Origin of the sequence: Streptomyces sp. A1136, from assembly GCF_004795055.1 — a bacterium.
Lineage (GTDB): Bacteria > Actinomycetota > Actinomycetes > Streptomycetales > Streptomycetaceae > Streptomyces.
Map to the genome: position 1 here is coordinate 283,572 of NZ_SSBJ01000003.1, position 19,673 is coordinate 303,244.

A 19,673-nucleotide genomic window follows, 5' to 3' on the forward strand; every position below is an offset into this window, starting at 1 on the left:
ACGAGCGCACCCCGACATGAGCTGGTTCGAATCCCTAATCCTCGGTCTCGTCCAGGGGCTTACGGAGTTCCTCCCGATCTCCTCCAGCGCCCACCTCCGGCTGACCGCGGCATTCGCCGGCTGGCAGGACCCGGGCGCGGCCTTCACCGCGATCACGCAGATCGGCACCGAGGCAGCCGTGCTGATCTACTTCCGCAAGGACATCGCGCGGATCGTGTCCGCTTGGTTCCGTTCGCTCTTCGACAAGTCGTTGCGCGGGGACCAGGACGCCAAGATGGGCTGGCTGGTGATCGTCGGTTCGATCCCGATCGGTGTGCTGGGCGTCACGCTCAAGGACGCGATCGAGGGCCCCTTCCGTGATCTGCGGCTGACCGCGACCACCCTCATCGTGATGGGCGTCGTGCTCGGCATCGCCGACCGGCTGGCGGCGCGCGACGAGGAGGGCGGTCGCCACCGCGCCGTCCGCGAGCGCAAGACGCTCAAGGAGCTCGGCGTCAAGGACGGTCTGATCTTCGGTGTCTGCCAGGCGATGGCGCTGGTTCCCGGTGTCTCGCGTTCCGGTGCGACGATCTCCGGCGGTCTGCTGATGGGCTTCACGCGCGAGGCCGCGGCACGTTACTCCTTCCTCCTCGCCATCCCGGCCGTCCTGGCCTCGGGCGGCATGGAGTTGACGAAGCTCGGCGAGGGCCAGGTGTCCTGGGGTCCCACGGTCTTCGCCACGGTCATCGCCTTCTTCGTCGGTTACGTCGTGATCGCCTGGTTCATGAAGTTCATCTCCAGCAAGAGCTTCATGCCCTTCGTGGTCTACCGCATCCTGCTGGGCATCGCCTTGATCGTCCTGATCAGCATGAACGTGCTGAGCCCGCACGCGGGCGAATCGGCGGGCTGAATCACCGTTTCGCGTGAATCGGAGGCCGTCCGGGAACGTTCCCGGACGGCCTCCGCGTCGTTGTGCCTGTAACGAGACGAGAGACCTGAGAGAAAACAGCAGGGGGTGCCCCGTGCGTCGAGTGGTTCTGGAGCGTTTTCCGGCCGGAAGTCCGAGGGGAAGTTGGCCGGCCGAGGAGTACGCGGCCCAGCGGATGCGGGAGGGCGTGCCGGCCGAGGTGGTGATGGACCTGGACAGCGACGCCTTCCTGGTCGTCGTGCGCCAACGGGAGGCGCGTTCCGGTCGCTGACGGACCGGCCGGGACCAAGTCGCGCACGCCCCTTGGCCTCGCGGCCGGGCGCCCGCACACTGACCCGATGACGCAGCGTGTGGACCTCGCGACGGTGATGGACCGGCTGGCGATCGACGAGGTCGTCTCGGGGTACGCGGTGGCCGTGGACGACGGCGACTGGGACGCCTACCGGGCTCTGTTCACCCCGGACGGACGGGCGGACTACCGGTCCGCCGGTGGGGTGGAGGGCCCGGCCGCGGAGGTGGCGGGGTGGCTGGAACGGGCCATGACGCTCTTCCCCGTACGCCAGCACCTGATCGTCAACCGGCTCGTCCGGCTGGAGGTCACCGACGGCGCGCCCGGTGACACGGCGCGGGTCGGGGCCGACTTCCTCAACCCCATGCGGCTGGCCGACGCCGGGTCCGACCCCGCCCTCACCGCCCCGAACTTCGTCGCGGCGGGCCGCTATGACTTCTCCCTGGCCCGCACGCGCGATGGCTGGCGGCTCTCCGGGGTAACCGTGCACGAGAAGTGGCGGCACCCGGCGGGCTGACGCGGCCCGGCCGTCCCACACTGGAAGTGGAGGCGCCTCATGGTCCCGGAGCACAGTGGGTGGTGGCGCGCGGCCGCCGCGGCCGCCGCGGGGGCGCTGCCCGCGCTCGCCTTTCCCGCTCCCGCGCTCTGGTGGTTCGCCTACGTCGCCCTCGTGCCCTGGATGCTCTTGCTGAGGTCCGCCCCGTCCGGCAGGCGGGCGGCCCTGGAGGGCTGGCTCGGCGGGACCGGGTTCGTCTTCGCCGTCCACCACTGGCTGTTGCCCAGCCTGCACGTGTTCCTGTTCCTGCTGGCGGCCCTGCTCGGAGCGCTCTGGATTCCCTGGGCGCTGCTCGTACGGGAGCTGCTCGGCGGGGTCGCGACGCCGGGTCGGGCGGGCGCCGCGCTGGTGCTCGTACCGGCCGGATGGCTGCTGCCGGAGCTGGTGCGCTCCTGGCAGGGGTTGGGCGGGCCGTGGGGGCTCCTGGGGGCGAGCCAGTGGCAGGTCCCGGCCGCGCTGGTGCTGGCATCGGTGGGGGGCGTGTGGCTGGTGAGCCTGCTGGTGGTGGCGGTGAACTGTGCGCTGGCCCTGCTGGTCGCCGTACCGGGGGCGCGGGTGCCCGCCCTGGCGGGGGTGACGGGATGTGCGCTGCTCACGGGGGCGGTGTGGCTGTGGGTGCCGCGCCCGGAGGTGTCGGGCGGGCTGCGCGTGGCCGTCGTACAGCCGGGCCTGGTCCCGGACGGTCCGGACAGCACGGAGCGGCGGTTCGCGGCCGGTGAGCGGCTGACCCGGGAACTGGTCGGGGCGCCGTCCGACCGGCGCCCCGACCTGGTGGTGTGGGGCGAGAGCAGCGTCGGGGAGGACCTGGCGCGGCGGCCGGACCTGGCCCGGCGGCTCGCGGCGCTGTCCGCGCAGGTGGGGGCTCCGCTGCTGGTCAACGTCGACGCGCCACGCGGTGACCGGCCCGGGATATACAAGAGCTCCGTACTGATCGGCCCGGACGGACCGACCGGAGACCGGTACGACAAGATGCGTCTGGTGCCGTTCGGCGAGTACATACCGGCGCGGGCCCTGCTCGGCTGGGCCACCTCCGTCGGCAAGGCGGCGGGCGAGGACCGGATGCGCGGGGCCGCACCGGCCCTGATGAGGCTGCCGGACCGGCCCGCGGTGCGACTGGGGCCGCTGATCTGCTTCGAGTCGGCCTTTCCCGACATGAGCCGGCGGCTGACCCGTGACGGGGCCGCGCTGCTCGTGGTCCAGTCGTCGACCTCCAGCTTCCAGGACGGCTGGGCCCCCGCGCAGCACGCGTCGCTCGCCGCCCTGCGGGCCGCGGAGGACGGCCGCCCGGTGGTGCACGCCACCCTGACCGGGATCAGCGAGGTGCACGGGCCCTCCGGGGAGCGGATCGGTTCGGCGCTGCCCACCTCGGCGCACGCGGCGGCCGTGTACGAGGTTCCGCTCGCCCGGGGCACCACGCTCTACGTGCGCTTCGGGGACTGGCCGGTGGGCGCGGCCCTCTCCGCCCTGGCCGCCTACTGCGCGGCGCAGGCGGCGCGTTCGCTCAGGAGGCCTGCTCCAGAGCCGAGCGCACCACCCGCTCGCACAGCTCATGGGTGAGCAGGGCGTCGCGGGCGCTGAGTACCCGGCCCGCGCCGACGGCCTCCAAGAAGGCGTCCACCACCTGCTCGATCCCACGCTGGCGGGCGACCGGCACCCAGTCGCCGCGCCGGCGCACGGTCGGCTGCCCGCGGTGGTCGATGACCTCGGCGAGGTTGACGACCTGGCGCTTGGTGTCCTGCCCGGACACCTCCAGGATCTCCTCCGTGGAACCGGAGAGGCGGTTCATGACGCCGAGGGCGGTGAACCCCGCGCCGGACATCTGCAGGACCACCTGGTGCATCAGCCCTTCGCGGACCACGGCCCGGACGTCGATGTGGTCGGCCGCGCCGGGCAGCAGGAAGCGCAGGGTGTCGACGACGTGGATGAAGTCGTCCAGGACGAGGGTGCGCGGGTCCTCCGGCAGGCCGACCCGGTTCTTCTGCATGATGATCAGTTCGCGCGGGTGGTCGGCGCACTGCGCGTAGCCCGGGGCGTATCGGCGGTTGAAGCCGACGGCGAGCGAGACACCGCGCGAACCGGCCAGTTCGACGAGGGCCCGCGCATCCTCCAGCTCGTAGGCCAGGGGCTTGTCGACGTAGGTCGGTACGCCCGCTTCCAGCAGCCGGGTCACGATCTCGGGGTGCGCGGTGGTGGGCGCGTGGACGAAGGCGGCGTCGAGGCCCTGGGCGATGAGCGCGTCCAGGGTGGCGTGCCGGCGTTCGGCCGGGACGTGGTGGACGTCGCCGATCCGCCGCAGGGTCGCGGGGGTCCGGGTCTGCAGGTGCAGCTCGACTTCGGGACGGGTGGTGAGGACGGGCAGGTACGCCTTGCGGGCGATGTCGCCGAGTCCGATGACGCCGACCTTCATCGGGCACCTCCTGGTTGCCGCCTTGTGGGACGCTCGCAGCTTAATCCCTGGTGGCAGGGGCCGCGTTCGCCGAAGATGGGCGGCATGACCAGTTCTGGATCACACCGTGAAGAGCCGTCCACCACCGCGAACGAGCGGGAGATGCTGGACGGCTGGCTCGACTACCACCGTTCCACGCTCGCCTGGAAGTGCGAGGGCCTCAAGGAGGAGCAACTGCGCGGCACTCCGCTCGCGCCGTCCGAGCTGAGCCTGCTGGGCCTGGTACGCCACATGGCGGAGGTGGAACGGTACTGGTTCCGGGAGATCATGCTGGGCGCGGACCTGCCGGAGCTGTACTCCACGCGCGAAGACCCCGACGGGGACTTCCACTTCACCGCCGACGACACCTGGGCGGAGTCCGAGGAGGTCTGGCGGACGGAGGTCGAGCTGGCCCGGCAGGCCGCCGCGGGCCGTTCCCTGGACCTGCTGTCGGAGCCCGAGAGCCATCACCGCGGCGAGGTGTTCAGCCTGCGTTGGGTCTACACCCACATGATCGAGGAGTACGCGCGCCACAACGGCCACGCGGACCTGCTGCGCGAGCACATCGACGGCGCCACGGGCGACTAGGACGGGTTGCGACGGCGGCGCCGGGCGTCGGGGGCCCGCAGGCGTCAACCCGGCGCGCGCCGGCGGCCGGCCGTCACCCGTGCGGGGGCAATATCGGTTCCGGGTTTTCGCAACGGGGTCCGCGCACAGCAGAGTTGCGCGGGTGCATCCAACCCGAACCACGACGAAACTGCTGCTCGGAGTGGCCTGTGCCGTCTCGGCCGTCTCCGGCTGTGTGAACGTGAGCCCCGCCGCGACGGCGCCCGCGCCGGGCACCTCCAGCGGGCTGCCGCCCCACCACGAGCCGCGCGGCGGGCCGGGGGCCCTGCCGGTGGTGGTCCAGGCTCCCGCCGTGGAGGCGCTCAAGGCGGCCCCGCGGGAGTCCGCGCGTCCGGCGGCTTCGGGGGGCCTGCGCCCGCCCGTGACGCGCTCGTCGGACCGGCCCCCCGCGGGGCCGCAGGAGGCCGCGCCGGCGATGATCGACATCCCCGAGCCCCGCAGGGCCACCAAGGCGGTCACGGGGCGCCACGGGGGCCTGCCCGAGCCGTCCGGACGCGAGGCTGCGGTCGGCCGCGAGCTGACGCGGGAGCTGCCGGTCCGCCCGGCCGACGTGTGCGCCCTCGGACGGCGCCACGGGCGCTGGCACCCGGACAGCCCTGAGGCCCGGATCTGCGCGGGCGTGCACGGCGGCTGACATCGCACGACACCCTCCCTCGTGGCCCTCCTCGCCTCGGCCGTATCGCGGTCGCCCCGCCCGCGGCTACCGGGGCCGCGGCCACGGGGGCCGCGGGGCTCGGGGGCCGCGGGGCTCGGGGCAGCCGGCCACGGGGCTACGGGCCCTGCTCGGGGAACGGCCCGGCCCGGCCGCCCCGATCCCCGTCGAGCCGCCGCTCCAGCCGGGCGATGGCGGCCCGTACCCCGTTGCCGTAGCCGTCGTCGGCCAAGGCCGACGTGGCGGCCCGGGCCCGCGCGAGGTGGGCCCGGGCCGCCTCGGGGCGGCGCAGCTTCACGTAGTCGGCGGCCAGGCTCAGGTGCAGCGACGGGTAGAACACCCGGACCGCCTGACGCGGCTCCCGCCGCGCGGGCGGTCCGTCCGCGATCCCCTCGGCGGCGCTCAGGGCCAGCAGGTCCCACGCCAGTTCGTCGGCGGGGTCGTCCTGGGCGTCGGCCATGTAGTGCGCGAGGGTGCAGCGGTGGAGCAGGTCGCCGCCCTCCCCGATCTCGGACCAGATCTCGCCGAGCCGGTTGCGGGCCTCCTCGCGGTCGCCGGCGTGCAGCAGGATGACCGCCTGGCCGATCCTGGTCATGACGGCGTCCTCCGACGCCTCCCGCTGCTCCGTCAAAGCGACCTCCGCCTGCTCCGCCGGACCTGCCCCGGTCCGATCCTCACGACGCTAACCGGAGCAACCGGCTCAGGCACCGAGGCGGCGCGGTGTGGCGTCAGCCCAGGTCCGGGATGCGCCAGTCGATCGGCTCATGCCCCTGGGCGGCGACGGCCTCGTTGATCTGGGTGAAGGGCCGGGAGCCGAAGAACTTCTTGGCCGACAGCGGGGAGGGGTGGGCCCCCTTGACGATCACGTGCCGTTCCTCGTCGATCAGCGGGATCTTCTTCTGGGCGTAGGCGCCCCAGAGGACGAAGACGACGGGGTCGGGGCGGGCGGACACGGCACGGATCACCGCGTCGGTGAACTTCTCCCAGCCCTTGCCCTTGTGGGAGTTGGGCTCGGCCTCCCGGACGGTGAGCACCGCGTTGAGCAGCAGGACGCCCTGCCGGGCCCAGGGCATCAGGTACCCGTTGTCGGGGATGGGGAGGCCGAGCTCCTCCTTCATCTCCTTGTAGATGTTGCGCAGCGAGGGCGGGGTCTTGACCCCGGGCCGCACGGAGAAGCACAGGCCGTGGCCCTGGCCCGCGCCGTGGTAGGGGTCCTGGCCGAGGACCAGTACCTTCACCTTGTCGAACGGCGTGGCGTCCAGGGCCGCGAAGACCTGCTCGTGGGGCGGGTAGACCGGCCCGTTGGCCCGCTCCTTCTCGACGAACTCCAGGAGCTCTTTGAAGTAGGGCTGGTCCAGCTCCCCGCCGATCGCGGGGAGCCAGGACTCGGGCAGCATCTGGCTCACGTCTACATCCTCCGGTACAGGTCCGTGCAACTGCTTGGTGCGACTTGACCCGAACCTACCCGCAGGCACTGACAACGCCTCATCCGCCCGTGGCCGGGAGCGCGGCTACCAGCTGGTCTTGCGGTACAGCTCCCACATCTGCATGACCGTCTGCGGGTCCAGCGCGCGCTCGGCGCCGGCGACGTCCTCGCGCGCGGCCACGTACAGCTTGCCCTGCCACAGGGGCAGCAGGCGAACGTCCTGGGCGAAGGTCTGCTGGGCCTGCTCGAACTCCTTGACGCCCGCCGAGCGGTCGCTCTCGCGCCGGGACTTGGGCAGCAGGTCGTTCAGGATGTCGGCCGGCTCGTACGGCGTGCCGACCGCGTTCTCCTTGCCGACGAACGGCGCGATGAAGTTGTCCGGGTCGGGGAAGTCGGGGAACCAGCCTCGCCCGAAGACCGGGAACTCGCCGTTCTTGTAGCCGTCCTGGAACTCGACCCAGGGCTTGCTGCGCAGGGTGATCCTGAAGAGACCGCTCTCGTCCAGCTGACGCTTGAGTTCGGTGAACTCGTCCGCCGTGGAGGAGCCGTAGCGGTCGGTGGTGTACCAGAAGGTCAGCTCCACGGGCTGGGTGATCCCCGCGTCCCGGAGCGTCTTCCTGGCCTTGTCGACGCTGGGCTGACCGTACATGTCGTAGAACGGCGTCTTGTGACCCAGGACGCCCTTGGGGACCATCGAGTACAGCGGCTCCGCCGTGCCCTGGTAGACCTTGCTGACGAGGGCGCCGCGGTCGATGGTCTGGGCGATCGCCTGGCGCACGGCCGGCTTGGCGACCTGCGGGTCCTTGGGGTTGAAGACCAGGTAGCGGATCTCGGAGCCGACGTTGTCGACGACCTGGACGCCCTTGTCGTGCGAGGCGGGGGTCTGGAGGTCCTTGATCTCCGCGGCGGACAGGCCTCGGTAGGTGGCGTCGATCTCCTTGTCCTTGAGCGCGGTGACCATCTTCTTGGAGTCCGTGAAGTAGCGGATGGTCACGGAGTCGTTGCGCCGGTTCGCGAAGCCCACGTAGCCGTCGTTGCGGCCGAGTACGGCTTCCCCGTCCTTGTACGACGTCAGGACGTAGGGGCCGGAACCGGTGGTCTTGCCGTCCTTGCGGATCTTGTCGGCGGGGTACTCGCCGGGCGGCACCAGCGAGGCGGCGGGCGAGCCGAGGACGTACGGGAAGGTCGCGTCGGGGGTCTTCAGGTGGAAGACGACGGTCAGCGGGTCAGGTGTCTCGATCTTGTCCAGGCTGCCGAACAGGTCTTTCGGGCCGGTCTTGGCGGCGATCGTCTGGATGCGGTCCAGGGAGTGCTTGACGGCCTTGGCGTCGAGCGCCTCGCCGTTGGAGAACTTCAGTCCCTTGCGCAGCGTGCAGCGGTAGGACTCGTTCGCGGAGTCGGTGAACTCGCACCCCTGCGCGGCGTCCGGCTCGGGCTTGGTGCTGCCGGTGGGGAAGGCCAGCAGGGTCTGGTAGATGTTCCGGTACAGCTCCCAGGAGCCGTCCCAGGCCGCCGCGGGGTCGAGGGTGCTCGGCTTGCTCGTCGTACCGACCACGATCGGCTTGTTGTCGGCACCGCTGTCATCGGAAAGCAGACCGCATCCGGCGAGCAGGGATATGGACGCAAGGGCTGCAGTGATCTGCAGGCATCTGGTCCGGTTGAACACGTGCACGCTCCTCGATCAGCCAGGGGTGCGGCAGACCCTACCGCAGTGCCTCACAAATCCAATGGGCAGGTTTGGTGAGGCACTTGACCGATTTCATGCACATTAGGTACGCATTTGCCTCCCTTTTGGAGGCAAATGCGTCCGGTTATCGGTCAGTGCACTCCGGCATTGAGAAACATTCCTCCGTCGACGACGAGAGTTTGTCCCGTGATCCATTCCGCTTGTGCAGATGTAAGAAACGCCGCCGCCCCTCCGATGTCCTCGGGGACACCGAGCCGACCGAGCGGATAGGCGGCCGACGCCTCCTGCTCGCGGCCCTCGTACAGGGCCTGCGCGAATTTGGTCTTGACCACCGCCGGGGCGATCGCGTTGACCCGGACCCCCGGCGCCATCTCGTGCGCGAGCTGGAGGGTGAGGTTGACCATGGCGGCCTTGCTCATCCCGTACGCGCCGATGAAGGGCGAGGCGGAGATCCCGGCGATGGAGGCGATGTTCACGATCGCGCCGCCGTTGTCCTTCTGCCAGGCGTGCCAGGTGCGCTGGGCGAAGCCCAGTGCCGAGATCACGTTCGTCTCGAAGACCTTGCGCGCCACACCGAGGTCGAGGTCCGCGATCGGCCCGAAGACGGGATTGGTTCCCGCGTTGTTGACCAGGAAGTCCACCCGCCCGAAGGCTTCCATCGTGCGCTCCACGGCGAGGGCCTGGTGGGCCTCGTCGTGCGCCTTGCCGGGGACGCCGATCACCCGGTCCGCCCCGAGGGCCTCCACGGCCTCCTTCAGGGCGTCCTCGTTGCGTCCGGTGATGCAGACCCGGTCGCCGCGGGCGACCAGCGCCTCGGCGATGCCGTAGCCGATGCCCCGGCTCGCCCCGGTGATCAGCGCGACCTTGCCGCTGTCCGTTCCTTCGTGTGCCGTCGTCATTGCGCCGTGCCTCTTCTCGGTTGCGGTGCCCCGCGTCGGTTGCCGTGCCTCGTGTCGCTCCCGTGCGTTCAGTCGAGCGGGCCGCCGGCCACGTACAGGACCTGGCCGGAGACGAAGCCGGCGGCGTCGCCGGTGAAGAAGGCGATGGCGCCCGCGATGTCGTCGGGGCGACCCACGCGCTGCACCGGGATCTGGGTGGCGGCGGCGGCCTGGAACTCCTCGAAGCCCATGCCGACGCGGGCGGCGGTCTGGGCGGTCATCTCGGTGACGATGAAACCGGGGGCGACGGCGTTGGCGGTGACGCCGAACTTGCCGAGCTCGACCGCCAGCGTCTTGGTGAAGCCCTGGAGACCGGCCTTGGCGGCGGAGTAGTTGGCCTGGCCGCGGTTGCCCAGCGCCGAGCTGCTGGACAGGTTGACGACACGGCCGAACTTGGCCTCCACCATGTGCTTCTGACAGGCCCGGGCCATCAGGAACGCCCCGCGCAGGTGCACGTTCATGACGGTGTCCCAGTCGCTGTCGCTCATCTTGAAGAGCAGGTTGTCCCGGAGCACACCCGCGTTGTTGACGAGGATGGTCGGGGCGCCCAGCGTGCTCGCGACGCGCTCGACCGCGGCCTCCACCTGCGCGCTGTCCGAGACGTCGCAGCCGACCGCGAGGGCCGTGCCGCCCGCCGCCGTGATCGCCTCGACGGTGTCCTTGCAGGCGGCCTCGTCGAGGTCCAGCACGGCGACCGCACGGCCCTCGGCTGCCAGGCGCACGGCGGTGGCCGCGCCGATGCCCCGGGCCGCCCCGGTCACGATCGCTACACGCTGCTCGGTGGTGGACATGCTGGGTCTCCTCGCGCTCGGAATCCTCTGGAGCGGTCCCCCACGGGTGAGCAACCGCTTAGTAGCTTCAGCTGAGGAGACGCTAGGAGCCCTGGCACCCGGTGTCAACGGCACCGGGCCCCAGGGCCCCAGGTCGTACGGATCTTCCTCCGGGTCAGCGCACCAACAGGCCGAGCAGCCGCTCCACCTCGGCCTCCGGGTCGGCGGTCAGTCCCGTGTGGACGGGGCCCGGCTGCACGACGGTGCTGCGCGGCGCGATCAGCCACCGGAACCGGCGCCCGGGATCGTCACCCGCCGCCTGACCTGCGCGCTCGCCGCCCCGGCACAGCCCCTCGACGGCGTGCAGGGCGGCCCGCACCCCCGCAACGTCGGCGCCGGGGTCCAAGGCGCGGAGCTTGGCCTCGTCGAGGTGGGTGCGCGCGGCGACGTAGGACTTCGCCCGGCAGTACACGATCACGCCGGCGTTGAAACACTCGCCGCGCTCCACGCGGGGCACCACACGCACCAGCGCGTACTCGAACACGTCCCGCTTGATCACTCGCTGTCGCTCTTCTTCTTGGTCTGGTGGGGCCATTCGGGCAGGTGGTCGGTCAGCCAGCCCGGCGGCTTGGACGGGGCCTTGACCTCTGCCTCCATCGAGATCCTCTCGTGGATGGTGGCCGCGCGCGTCAGCAACGCCTCCACATAGGCCAGGCGGAGCTCGTCGGTCGAGTCGAAGCCGGGCTCGTCCACCAGCCACTCGTCGGGGACGTCGGAGGCGACCTCGGTGAGCAGTTCCCGCGTGACCAGGGGCGCGAGCGCCTCGGCGGCGGCCGCGATGTCCGGGCCGAAGGGCGCCAGCACGTGGTCGGAGGCGTTGTAGGGCTTGGCGGCGGCGCTCTCGGCGGTGGGCCAGTTGTGGTGCCAGATCATGGTGGCGCCGTGGTCGATGAGCCAGACGTCCCCGTGCCAGACCAGCATGTTGGGGTTGCGCCAGGACCGGTCGACGTTGTTGATCAGGGCGTCGAACCAGACCACGCGTCCCGCCTCGACCGGGTCCACCTGGTACGCGAGCGGGTCGAAGCCGATCGAGCCGGGCAGGTAGTCCATGCCGAGGTTGAGTCCGCCGCTGGCCTTGAGCAGCTCCTGCACCTCCTGGTCCGGCTCGCCCAGCCCGATGACGGGGTCCAGCTGCATCCGCACCAGCCTCGGGACCCGCAACCCCAGCCGCTGGGCCAGGAGCCCGCAGACGACCTCGGCGACCAGGGTCTTGCGCCCCTGACCGGCTCCGGTGAATTTCATGACGTAGGTCCCGAGGTCGTCGGCCTCGACGATCCCCGGGAGCGAGCCGCCCTCACGCAGGGGCGTGACGTAACGGGTCGCGATCACTTCGGACAGCATCCGCCCAGGTTACGGGGGTCAGCGTGCGGGGTCCCACCCCTTTAGCAGCGCCTCGGTGGTGGTGACGGCCGCGACGAGGGAGAGGGAGTGGCGGATCACCTCGTCCGTGTAGGCGGCGGGCACCCCGCAGACGGCGTCCGCGGGCACCACGACCCGGTAGCCGAGGTTCACCGCGTCGAAGACGGTGTTGGGGATGGCGATGTTGGACGAGACCCCGGTGACGACCAGCGTGCGGACGCCCAGGTTGCGCAGCAGGGGGTCGAGGTCGGTTCCGGCCATCGGCGACAGGCCGTGGAGGCGGCGCACGATCAGGTCCCGCTCGGCGACCTCGATGGGCGGGGCCACCCGTACCGCCCGCGTTCCTGACAGCTGGCGCACCGGCAGTCTCCCGGCGGCGCGGAAGAGCCGGGCGTTGGTGTTTCCCCCCAGGCCGTCCGGCCGCCGTTCGGCGACCGCGTGCAGCACCTGTACGCCGGCCCGGTGCGCGGCGGCCACCAGGGCGGCCACCCGGTCCAGCATCCCCGAGTCCCTGGCCTCTCGCGCCAGTTCGGGCAGGGCGCTCTCGTCCCCGACCACGCCGTTTTGGCATTCGACGGTGAGGAGTGCGGTGGTGGCGACATCGGGTGCGGGCGCGGGTTCCGGCATGGCTCCCCCTGGCGTGACGGCCGAAGAGCACGCATGATTCCTGACACACAGTCAGATGTGAAGGGTGTGGGACGCGTGGACGCAACACAGCGGCGGGGCCGGCGCATCATGATGACCGACGAGGAGGTGGACGCCTTCCTGCGCGAGCAGCGCACCTGCCGGGTGGCCACGGTCTCCCGCGACGGACGCCCACACGTGGGCGCCCTGTGGTTCGTCTGGGACGGCCGGTCGCTGTGGCTGTACTCGATCACGCGCAGTCGCCGCTGGTCGGACCTGCGCGAGGACCCGCGGATCTCGGTGGTCGTGGACGCGGGCGAGGCCTACGACGAGCTGCGCGGGGTCGAGCTCTCGGGCAACGCCGTCTTCGTGGGCGAGGCTCCCCGCACCGGCGCGCACTGTCCGGAACTGGCCGTGCCGGAGCGGCTGTTCCCGGTCAAGAACTTCGGCATCGCGGAGATGCCGCACGACGGCCGGCACGCCTGGATCCGCCTGACCCCCGACTCGGTCGTCTCCTGGGACTTCCGCAAGCTGTAGGCGGCGAGGGTACGCGGGCCGGTGGCGCTCAGAGACCGAGGGCGGCCGCCCGCAGGGCCTCGACGGCGGCCCGGATCGAGGGCCGCCGGTCGGCGTCGGCCCGCCAGACGACGTAGACGTGGCGCTGGACGGCGTCGCGGACGGGCAGCAGCCGGACCCCCTCCGGCATCGGCCCGCGCCCGAGCCGCGGTGTCACGCACACCCCGAGACCGGCTTCCACGAAGGCCAGTTGAGTGTGGTGCTCCTCGGCGATGTGCGCCACGCGGGGCTCGATGCCCATGTCGCGCAGGGTGAACACCAGCCACTCGTGGCAGAACTGGCCCTCGTTCCAGGAGATCCACTCGTCGGCGGCGAACTCCGCGAGGGAGACCTCGCTCCGCCCGGCCAGCCTGTGCCCGGCCGGGACGGCGACGTCGCAGGAATCGTCGAGCAGGTGCGCCCGGGTCAGTTCGGCCGGTACCGGCATCCGCTTGTTGTACCAGTCGATGGCCAGCGCCAGGTCGAGATCACCGCGCACCACGGCCGCCATCGCCTCCTCGGGCTCCTGCTCCCGGACCCTCGGTCGCAGTTCGGGGTGGTCGACGCGCAGCGCGGACAGGGCGGACGGCAGCAGACCGCGCATCGCCGTCGGGAAGGCGCCGATGCCCAGCTCCCCGACCGCGCACCCGCGCCGGGCCTCGACGTCGGCCTGCGCGAGCTCCACCTGCGAGATGATCCGCGCGGCGTGACCGGCCAGCAGCCGTCCCGCGTCGGTGAGTCGGACCCCGCGGCCGTTCTTGGTCAGCAGGGGCTGCCCGACCTCCCGCTCCAGCTTGGCCATCTGCTGGGAGACGGCGGAGGTGGTGACGTGCAGGCCGTCCGCCGCGCCGCTCACCGAACCGTGGCGGGCGAGGGCATCGAGGGTGCGCAGGCGCTCAAGATTCAACATGTAAGCAATGCTACGACGTTACACCGAGTAATTATCGCTTGTTCTAATCCTTCGCACCTACCACAGTGACCCTATGAGCGCACCCGCCACCGCCCGGTCCGTCCCGACGAACGCCACGACCGACACCGTCCCCCCCACCCGCCGCAGCGCCCTCGACTGGCGCGTGCGGTTCGTCATCCTCTCGGTGATCTGGGGCTTCAGCTTCCTACTGATCAAGGTCGGCACGGAGGGCTTCGCCCCGTTCCAGGTCGCCCTCGGACGGGTCGCGTCCGGGGCGCTCACCCTGCTCGCCGTGTTGCTGGTCCGCCGCGAGCGCCTCCCCCGCGGTCGGCGCACCTGGGCCCACCTGAGCGTGAGCGCGCTGCTGCTCAACACCGCGCCGTTCTCCCTCTTCGCCTTCGCCGAGCAGAGCATCCCCTCCGGCCTGGCGGGCATCTGCAACGCCACCTCACCGCTGTGGGGCATGGTGCTCTCGCTGGTCGCGCTGTCCGAGGACCGCCCGACCCGTCGCCGCTTCGCGGGGCTCGGGTTGGGCTTCCTCGGGGTCCTGACGGTGCTCGGCGCCTGGCAGGGCTTCTCCGGGGTCGACGCCAAGGGTGCCGTACTCGCGCTGCTGGCCTCGCTCTGCTACCCGATCGGCTGGATCTACGTACGTCGCACCCTGGCGGGCGTTCCGGGCTCGCCGGTGGCCATGACCGGAGCCCAACTCATCCTCTCCACGCTCCAATTGCTCCTGGTCAGCGCGCTGTTCACCTCGGCGCCCACCGGCCTGCCGCTCTGGCCCACCCTCGCGGTGATCGCCCTGGGCGCGCTCGGGACGGGCACGGCCCTGCAGATGCAGTACGGCCTGGTGTCGGAGATCGGCCCGACCACCGCGCAGATGGTCACGTACTTCGTCCCGGTCATCGCCACGACGGCGGGCGTGCTGGTCCTCGGCGAGCAACTCCACTGGAACACCCCGGTGGGCGCGGTGATCGTCCTCGCGGGCGCCGCGCTCACCCAGGCCCGGCCCGCCGTCCGCCGGGCCGCCTGACCCCGCGCGGGGGGCCGGTCAGCCGAACCGGCCCCCCGCCACCGGCCGCACCGCGGCGGCCACCGCGTCCGCGAGGCCGGGCAGTTCGGCCGGCGCCACCGCGGACACCGTCACCCGCACCCCCGGGCCGCTGTCCACCCGGAACCGGGCCCCCGGCGCGACGGCCCACCCGGAGCCCAGCAGCCGCGTCACCGTCCCCGTCTCGTCGGCGACGGGCACCCACACGTTCATCCCGCTCCGTCCCCGCGCCGGCACCCCGCGCTCCGCGAGCGCCGCGACCAGTCCGTCCCGCCGCTCGCCGTAGGACCGGGCCACCGCCGCCGGGTCCACCGCGCCGGAAGCCCACAGCTCGACCACCGCGAACTGGAGCAGCCGGCTCACCCACCCCGGCCCCAGCCGCTGCCTGCCCCGCACCCGGTCCATCGTCACCGCGTCGCCGGTGAGCACCGCGAGCCGCAGGTCCGGCCCGTAGGCCTTGGCCGTCGAGCGGATCAGCGCCCAGTGCCGGGTCACCCCGCCCAGGCAGTGCAACGGCAGGTCCACGATGCCGTGCCCGTGGTCGTCGTCCACCACCAGCACTTCGGGGTGGCGGCCCAGCAGTTCGCGCAGCTCCGCGGCCCGCGCCCCGCCGACCGCGGCGCCCGTGGGGTTCTGCGCGCGCGAGGTCACCACCAGTGCCCGGGCGCCCGCGGCCAGCGCCCGCGACACCGCCTCCGGTCGCGGGCCCTCGTCGTCCACGTCCACCGGCAGCACCCGCAGGCCGAGGGCGGCCGCGAGGTCCAACACGCTCCCCCAGCCCGGGTCCTCCACCGCCACCGCGTCCCCGGGCCGCAAGTGCGCGGCCAGCACCCGCTCCACGCCGTCCAGCGCGCCCGAGGTCACCGCCATGGCGCCGGGCGGCACTCCGTCGGCGTCCAGGCCGGCCCTGGCCAGGCGGGCGAGCTCCGGCGCCACCGGGTCCTCCCCGTAGAGGGTCGGCGCCTTCGCGTACCGGTCGGCCGCGGCGGCGAGGGCCCCGTCCAGCGCCGGCAGCAGCGACACGTCGGGGTTGCCCGAGGCCACGTCCCGCGCGCCCTCCGGGACCACCGCCCGCAGTTCGTCGCGCGGCGCGCTGGCGGGCCGGGCCCGGACGCGGCTGCCGCGCCGTCCGTCCGTCTCGATGACCCCGCGCTCGCGCAGCGTCCGGTAGGCGGCGGCGACGGTGTTGGGGTTCACCCCCAACACCCCCGCCAGCTCCCGCATGGGCGGCAGTAGCGCCCCGGGCGCGAGCGCGCCCGTTCCGATGCCCGCCTCGACGCTGGCCGCGATGTCCGATGCGCGACGGCCTGTGATCCGATACTCTCCTAGCACAAACGTTATTATGCACTAGTACAACGGAGTTCGCACCATGAGCGTCACGCCCGTCACCGAGCCGACCGATCAGCCGACGACCGACCCGGCGACCACGGACGCCGCGCCGACCGACTCGTACGCGCCCACCCCGCGCACCGTCCCGACCCGGTCCAAGGAGCGGGCGCGCTACGACCGCGAGACGGTCCACTCGATACTCGACCAGGCCTACGTCTGCCACCTCGGCTTCGTCCGCGACGGCGCCCCGGTGGTGCTGCCGACGCTCTTCGGCCGCGTGGGCGAGCGGCTGTACCTCCACGGCTCGACCGGCTCCCGCCCGCTGCTCGCCGCGGGCACGAGCGACCCGGGGCTGCCCGTGTGCGTGACCGTCACGCACGTCGACGGCCTGGTGCTGGCCCGCTCCGCCTTCCACCACTCCATCAACTACCGCTCCGTCGTCGTGCACGGCACCGCCTACCAGGTCACCGACGAGGAAGAGCGCCGCATGGCGCTCGACGCCCTGGTCGACCACGTCGTCCCGGGCCGCTCCGCCGACTCCCGCCCGGCCAACACCAGGGAACTCGCGGCCACGGCGGTGATCCGCCTGGACCTGGACGAGGTCTCGGCGAAGCTCCGCACCGGTGGCCCGAACGACGACGCCGAGGACCTGGACCTGCCCTTCTGGTCGGGCGTGGTCCCGGTCGCCCCCGCGTACGGAGCCCCGGTCCCGGCCGCCGACCTGGCCCCCGGCATCGCCGTCCCGGACTACCTCGCCACGCTCTGAACCACCGGGGCGGGCCGGACCTCGACCGGCCCGCCCACGGGCCGTCGCCCCTCGGCGGCGATCAGCGCCCCGACCGCCGTCAGCAGCAGGACGGTGCCCAACACCACGGCGCCGGTCAGCCGCTCCCCGAGCAACAGGACGGCGATCACCGCGGCGCTCACCGGCTCGATCAGCATGATCACGGACACCGTCGCGGCCCGCACCGCCGCGGCCCCGGTGAAGTAGAGGGCGTACGCGAGGGCCGTCGGCACCACGGCGACGTAGACCAGCAGCCACCCCACCCGGGCCGGTTCGGCGGTGTGCGGGAGCAGCCCCTCCACCACGGCGAGGGGCAACAGGCACACCGCGCCCACCCCGACCGACCAGGCGGTGGTGACCAGCGGGTCCCCGCCCGCCCCGCGCTGCCCCAGCCACCGGGCGCGCAGGGTCATCCCCGCGTAGCCCGCCGCCGAGAGCAGCGCCCAGCCGACGCCGAGCGGCCGCACCTCACCGCCGCCGCTGCCCAGGACCAGCACGGCGAGGCCGGCCAGCGCCCCGCCGACCGCGGCGGCTCCGCCCCGGCCGAGCCGCTCCCCCATCCAGTACCGGGCGCCGAGCGCGATCAGCACGGGCCCGGCGCCCAGGGTGACCACGGTGCCCACCGCCAGGCCCGTCTCCCGTACGGCGCCGAAGTACGCGGCCTGGAAGAGGGTGAACATCAGGCCGGTCCCGATCAGTGACCGGACCGAGGGCCGGGGCGTCGGACCGGGACGCCGGCGTACGGCGAGCACCCCGGCCAGGACCACGAGGCCGCCCGCGCTCCGCCAGAACGACAGGGCGAGCGGGCCTAGGTCACTGGCGAGGAAGAGGAGGGAGGCGGCCGCCCCGGCGGTGCCCCAGGCGGCTCCGGCGACGACGAGGTACAGCAGACTGCGCCCGGCAGCGGGCGAATGGTTCGACACAGGTGTCTCCGCGCATGCGTGAAGGATGAGAAAGGCAGGTCATCGCTTCGCGGGCAGCGCGATCCCGCCCGGGTCGCTCCCGGGCCGGGACTGTGTGCGTGTGGGCCGCCCGCGCTAGGCGGCGGGAGGCGGGAGCACGGCGGTCGAAGGCATGATCGCAGCCTATGCGTTCGTCGTCTCGCGGTCCAGCACGGCCGGGTCGGCCGCTGCCGGCGGGGTGGGCCGGGAGGACTGCGCGATGAAGGCCCCGCCCAGGACGAGCGCGCCGCCCAGCGTCTGCCAGGTGGAGAGGTGCTCCCCGAGGAGCACCCAGGCGAGCACGGTCGCGACGACCGCCTCCAGGCAGGCCACCACCCCGGCGACCTGCGGCGACAACTTGCGCACGGAGACGACGCCCGTCATGTACGCGAACACGGTGGCGATCAGCACCACGAAGGCGAGCATCACCGGCGCGGGCACCGGTGTGTCGCCCATGACCGCGTCGCCCGCGAGTACCCGCCAGTCGATCCGCCACGGACGCGCGACCGCGGTCATGACCAGTGTTCCGATGAGCATGCCGAACGCGATGACGCCGAGCGGGTCGGGTACGTCGGCGCCTTGGTCGCTGCCCTGGTCCGCGAAGACGAAGTAGCAGGCCTGGCAGCAGGCGGCCGCGAGGCCGAGCAGCACGCCGAGCGGGTCCAGGCTGAGCCCGGCCCAGATCTCCACGACGCAGGCCAGTCCGACGACGGCGACCCCCGCACCGAGCGCGGCGGCCCGGGTCACCGGCTTGCGCTGCACGAAGCGGATGTACCCGAGGAGCAGGCACGGGCCCAGGTACTCCAGCAGCAGGGCCACACCGACGGGGATGCGGGAGAGCGAGGCGAAGTAGAAGGCCTGCACACCGGCGACCGCTATGAGCCCGAAGCCAGCCAGCAGGAGGGGTTTGCGCCGCATCAGGTCGCGGTGGCGCCAGGCCAGCGGGGACAGCACCAGGGCCGAGCCGGCCACCCTGAGCCACACCATGTGGAGTGGGTCCAGACCCGCTTCGATCAGCGGCTTCGCCGCCACCCCGGAACCGCCGAACGCACACGCCGAGACGAGGGCGAGGCCCAGTCCGGCGTTCTTCCCTGACGCTTGCATGGGGTCATCATGGCAGGGCCGGACAGGAGTATCACTCGGATGACACCTGTTGAGACGCACCGTGGAACGGCCTCGCTTTCGGGCCCGGGGCGGGCCGCCGGCCGGGCCGGCGAACGCGGTCGTTCCTGACGGGTCGTCAGTATTGAATGTTCCGGCCGCCGGGGCTACGTTCCGCGCACGTACCCGATGAGAAGGGGTGGCCCCATGGCCGAAGTCACCGCGGAATCACGCATCGAGGCGCCCGCCGCGAAGGTCTGGGCGCAGCTGACGGACTGGGACGCGTACGGCCAGTGGAGCACGACCCACACCGACTTCCCGAAGGGCGGCCCCGCGGCCCTCTCGCTCGGCTCCACCTTCACCGAGAACATGAAGATGATGGGCTTCCCGGCCGAGGTGCTGTGGACCGTCTCGGAGCTGGAGGCCGAGCGCCTCTTCGCCATCACCGGCAAGGGGCCGATGGGAGTGGCCGTCCTCACCCGGTACAGCCTGCTCCCTGACGGCGACGCCACCACCGTCCGCATCGACGGCGAGTTCACCGGGGCCGCCGTGTCGCTGATGGCGGGCAAGCTCAAGGACTCCGCGACCGCCGCACTGAACGAGTCGCTGCGCAGGCTCTCGGCACTGGTCGCCTGACGGTCCCCGCGGACACGCCGCACAGGCACGCCTCGCGCGGCCCGCC

General features: G+C 72.3%; 23 protein-coding genes. 10 read left to right on the forward strand and 13 right to left on the reverse strand.

Annotated elements, in window-relative coordinates:
- Nucleotides 1-16 precede the first annotated feature (16 nt).
- The 4 genes from E6R62_RS04690 (at nt 17) to lnt (ending at nt 3,309) form a co-directional block, all read left to right on the forward strand.
- Nucleotides 17-889 carry an undecaprenyl-diphosphate phosphatase gene (locus tag E6R62_RS04690; protein ID WP_136211618.1) on the forward strand — a complete coding sequence of 291 codons (873 nt, stop codon included), beginning with the start codon at nt 17-19 and terminating at the stop codon, nt 887-889.
- A gap of 112 nt (nt 890-1,001) precedes the next feature.
- Nucleotides 1,002-1,178, forward strand: a complete 177-nt coding sequence (locus E6R62_RS39360; RefSeq protein WP_168713959.1) for a hypothetical protein — start codon at nt 1,002-1,004, stop codon at nt 1,176-1,178.
- 67 nt (nt 1,179-1,245) lie between these two features.
- Nucleotides 1,246-1,713, forward strand: coding sequence for a nuclear transport factor 2 family protein (locus E6R62_RS04695; RefSeq protein ID WP_136211620.1), 468 nt, complete (start codon nt 1,246-1,248; stop codon nt 1,711-1,713).
- A 39-nt stretch (nt 1,714-1,752) separates the two neighbouring features.
- A complete protein-coding gene (gene lnt / locus E6R62_RS04700) occupies nt 1,753-3,309 on the forward strand; it encodes an apolipoprotein N-acyltransferase (protein WP_136211622.1) in 1,557 nt (518 codons plus the stop codon).
- On the opposite strand, the gene E6R62_RS04705 is transcribed toward lnt, so the two are convergent.
- A complete protein-coding gene (locus E6R62_RS04705) occupies nt 3,254-4,159 on the reverse strand; it encodes a Gfo/Idh/MocA family protein (protein ID WP_136211624.1) in 906 nt (301 codons plus the stop codon). The genes lnt and E6R62_RS04705 overlap by 56 nt on opposite strands.
- Nucleotides 4,160-4,243: 84 nt before the next feature.
- On the opposite strand from E6R62_RS04705, the gene E6R62_RS04710 reads away from it, so the two are divergent.
- Nucleotides 4,244-4,765, forward strand: coding sequence for a DinB family protein (locus tag E6R62_RS04710; RefSeq protein ID WP_136211626.1), 522 nt, complete (start codon nt 4,244-4,246; stop codon nt 4,763-4,765).
- A 142-nt stretch (nt 4,766-4,907) separates the two neighbouring features.
- Nucleotides 4,908-5,438, forward strand: coding sequence for a hypothetical protein (locus tag E6R62_RS04715; protein WP_240801464.1), 531 nt, complete (start codon nt 4,908-4,910; stop codon nt 5,436-5,438).
- Nucleotides 5,439-5,574: 136 nt separating this feature from the next.
- Here E6R62_RS04715 and E6R62_RS04720 read toward each other — a convergent pair whose 3' ends face one another.
- From E6R62_RS04720 to E6R62_RS04755, 8 genes are all read right to left on the reverse strand, one after another.
- Nucleotides 5,575-6,087: a hypothetical protein gene (locus E6R62_RS04720; protein WP_136211629.1), complete on the reverse strand. Its 513-nt coding sequence runs from the start codon at nt 6,085-6,087 to the stop codon at nt 5,575-5,577.
- Between the two features lie 97 nt (nt 6,088-6,184).
- On the reverse strand, nt 6,185-6,853 hold the full coding sequence (locus E6R62_RS04725; RefSeq protein ID WP_136211700.1) for a uracil-DNA glycosylase: 669 nt from the start codon (nt 6,851-6,853) through the stop codon (nt 6,185-6,187).
- Between the two features lie 114 nt (nt 6,854-6,967).
- On the reverse strand, nt 6,968-8,548 hold the full coding sequence (locus E6R62_RS04730; protein WP_136211631.1) for an ABC transporter substrate-binding protein: 1,581 nt from the start codon (nt 8,546-8,548) through the stop codon (nt 6,968-6,970).
- A 152-nt stretch (nt 8,549-8,700) separates the two neighbouring features.
- Nucleotides 8,701-9,468 carry an SDR family oxidoreductase gene (locus tag E6R62_RS04735; RefSeq protein WP_136211633.1) on the reverse strand — a complete coding sequence of 256 codons (768 nt, stop codon included), beginning with the start codon at nt 9,466-9,468 and terminating at the stop codon, nt 8,701-8,703.
- Nucleotides 9,469-9,536: 68 nt separating this feature from the next.
- Nucleotides 9,537-10,298 carry a 3-oxoacyl-ACP reductase FabG gene (fabG, locus tag E6R62_RS04740; protein ID WP_136211635.1) on the reverse strand — a complete coding sequence of 254 codons (762 nt, stop codon included), beginning with the start codon at nt 10,296-10,298 and terminating at the stop codon, nt 9,537-9,539.
- A gap of 154 nt (nt 10,299-10,452) precedes the next feature.
- Nucleotides 10,453-10,836, reverse strand: coding sequence for a DUF3037 domain-containing protein (locus E6R62_RS04745; RefSeq protein ID WP_136211637.1), 384 nt, complete (start codon nt 10,834-10,836; stop codon nt 10,453-10,455).
- On the reverse strand, nt 10,833-11,678 hold the full coding sequence (locus E6R62_RS04750; RefSeq protein WP_206308644.1) for a HipA family kinase: 846 nt from the start codon (nt 11,676-11,678) through the stop codon (nt 10,833-10,835). The genes E6R62_RS04745 and E6R62_RS04750 overlap by 4 nt, the downstream gene beginning before the upstream one ends.
- Nucleotides 11,679-11,696: 18 nt before the next feature.
- Nucleotides 11,697-12,323, reverse strand: coding sequence for a cysteine hydrolase (locus E6R62_RS04755; RefSeq protein ID WP_136211639.1), 627 nt, complete (start codon nt 12,321-12,323; stop codon nt 11,697-11,699).
- 75 nt (nt 12,324-12,398) lie between these two features.
- Between E6R62_RS04755 and E6R62_RS04760 the strand changes: the two genes are divergently transcribed.
- Nucleotides 12,399-12,857 (forward strand): pyridoxamine 5'-phosphate oxidase family protein, encoded by a 459-nt coding sequence (locus E6R62_RS04760; RefSeq protein ID WP_136211641.1) that lies wholly within the window; start codon nt 12,399-12,401, stop codon nt 12,855-12,857.
- A gap of 28 nt (nt 12,858-12,885) precedes the next feature.
- Here the strand turns inward: E6R62_RS04760 and E6R62_RS04765 are convergent, their stop codons facing one another.
- A complete protein-coding gene (locus E6R62_RS04765; RefSeq protein ID WP_136211643.1) occupies nt 12,886-13,785 on the reverse strand; it encodes a LysR family transcriptional regulator in 900 nt (299 codons plus the stop codon).
- A 73-nt stretch (nt 13,786-13,858) separates the two neighbouring features.
- Here E6R62_RS04765 and E6R62_RS04770 point away from each other — a divergent pair, with 73 nt between their 5' ends.
- Nucleotides 13,859-14,818: a DMT family transporter gene (locus tag E6R62_RS04770; protein WP_136211645.1), complete on the forward strand. Its 960-nt coding sequence runs from the start codon at nt 13,859-13,861 to the stop codon at nt 14,816-14,818.
- An 18-nt stretch (nt 14,819-14,836) separates the two neighbouring features.
- Here the strand turns inward: E6R62_RS04770 and E6R62_RS04775 are convergent, their stop codons facing one another.
- Nucleotides 14,837-16,168, reverse strand: coding sequence for an aminotransferase class I/II-fold pyridoxal phosphate-dependent enzyme (locus E6R62_RS04775; RefSeq protein ID WP_136211647.1), 1,332 nt, complete (start codon nt 16,166-16,168; stop codon nt 14,837-14,839).
- A 37-nt stretch (nt 16,169-16,205) separates the two neighbouring features.
- Between E6R62_RS04775 and E6R62_RS04780 the strand changes: the two genes are divergently transcribed.
- A complete protein-coding gene (locus E6R62_RS04780) occupies nt 16,206-16,931 on the forward strand; it encodes a pyridoxamine 5'-phosphate oxidase family protein (protein ID WP_136211649.1) in 726 nt (241 codons plus the stop codon).
- On the opposite strand, the gene E6R62_RS04785 is transcribed toward E6R62_RS04780, so the two are convergent.
- A complete protein-coding gene (locus E6R62_RS04785) occupies nt 16,913-17,872 on the reverse strand; it encodes a DMT family transporter (RefSeq protein ID WP_240801465.1) in 960 nt (319 codons plus the stop codon). The two genes, E6R62_RS04780 and E6R62_RS04785, sit on opposite strands and share 19 nt — an antisense overlap.
- 162 nt (nt 17,873-18,034) lie before the next feature.
- Nucleotides 18,035-18,994 carry a DMT family transporter gene (locus E6R62_RS04790; RefSeq protein WP_136211651.1) on the reverse strand — a complete coding sequence of 320 codons (960 nt, stop codon included), beginning with the start codon at nt 18,992-18,994 and terminating at the stop codon, nt 18,035-18,037.
- A 204-nt stretch (nt 18,995-19,198) separates the two neighbouring features.
- Between E6R62_RS04790 and E6R62_RS04795 the strand changes: the two genes are divergently transcribed.
- The gene (locus tag E6R62_RS04795) at nt 19,199-19,627 is read left to right on the forward strand and encodes an SRPBCC family protein (RefSeq protein ID WP_136211653.1); all 429 of its coding nucleotides are present in this window, start codon (nt 19,199-19,201) and stop codon (nt 19,625-19,627) included.
- Nucleotides 19,628-19,673: the final 46 nt, after the last annotated feature.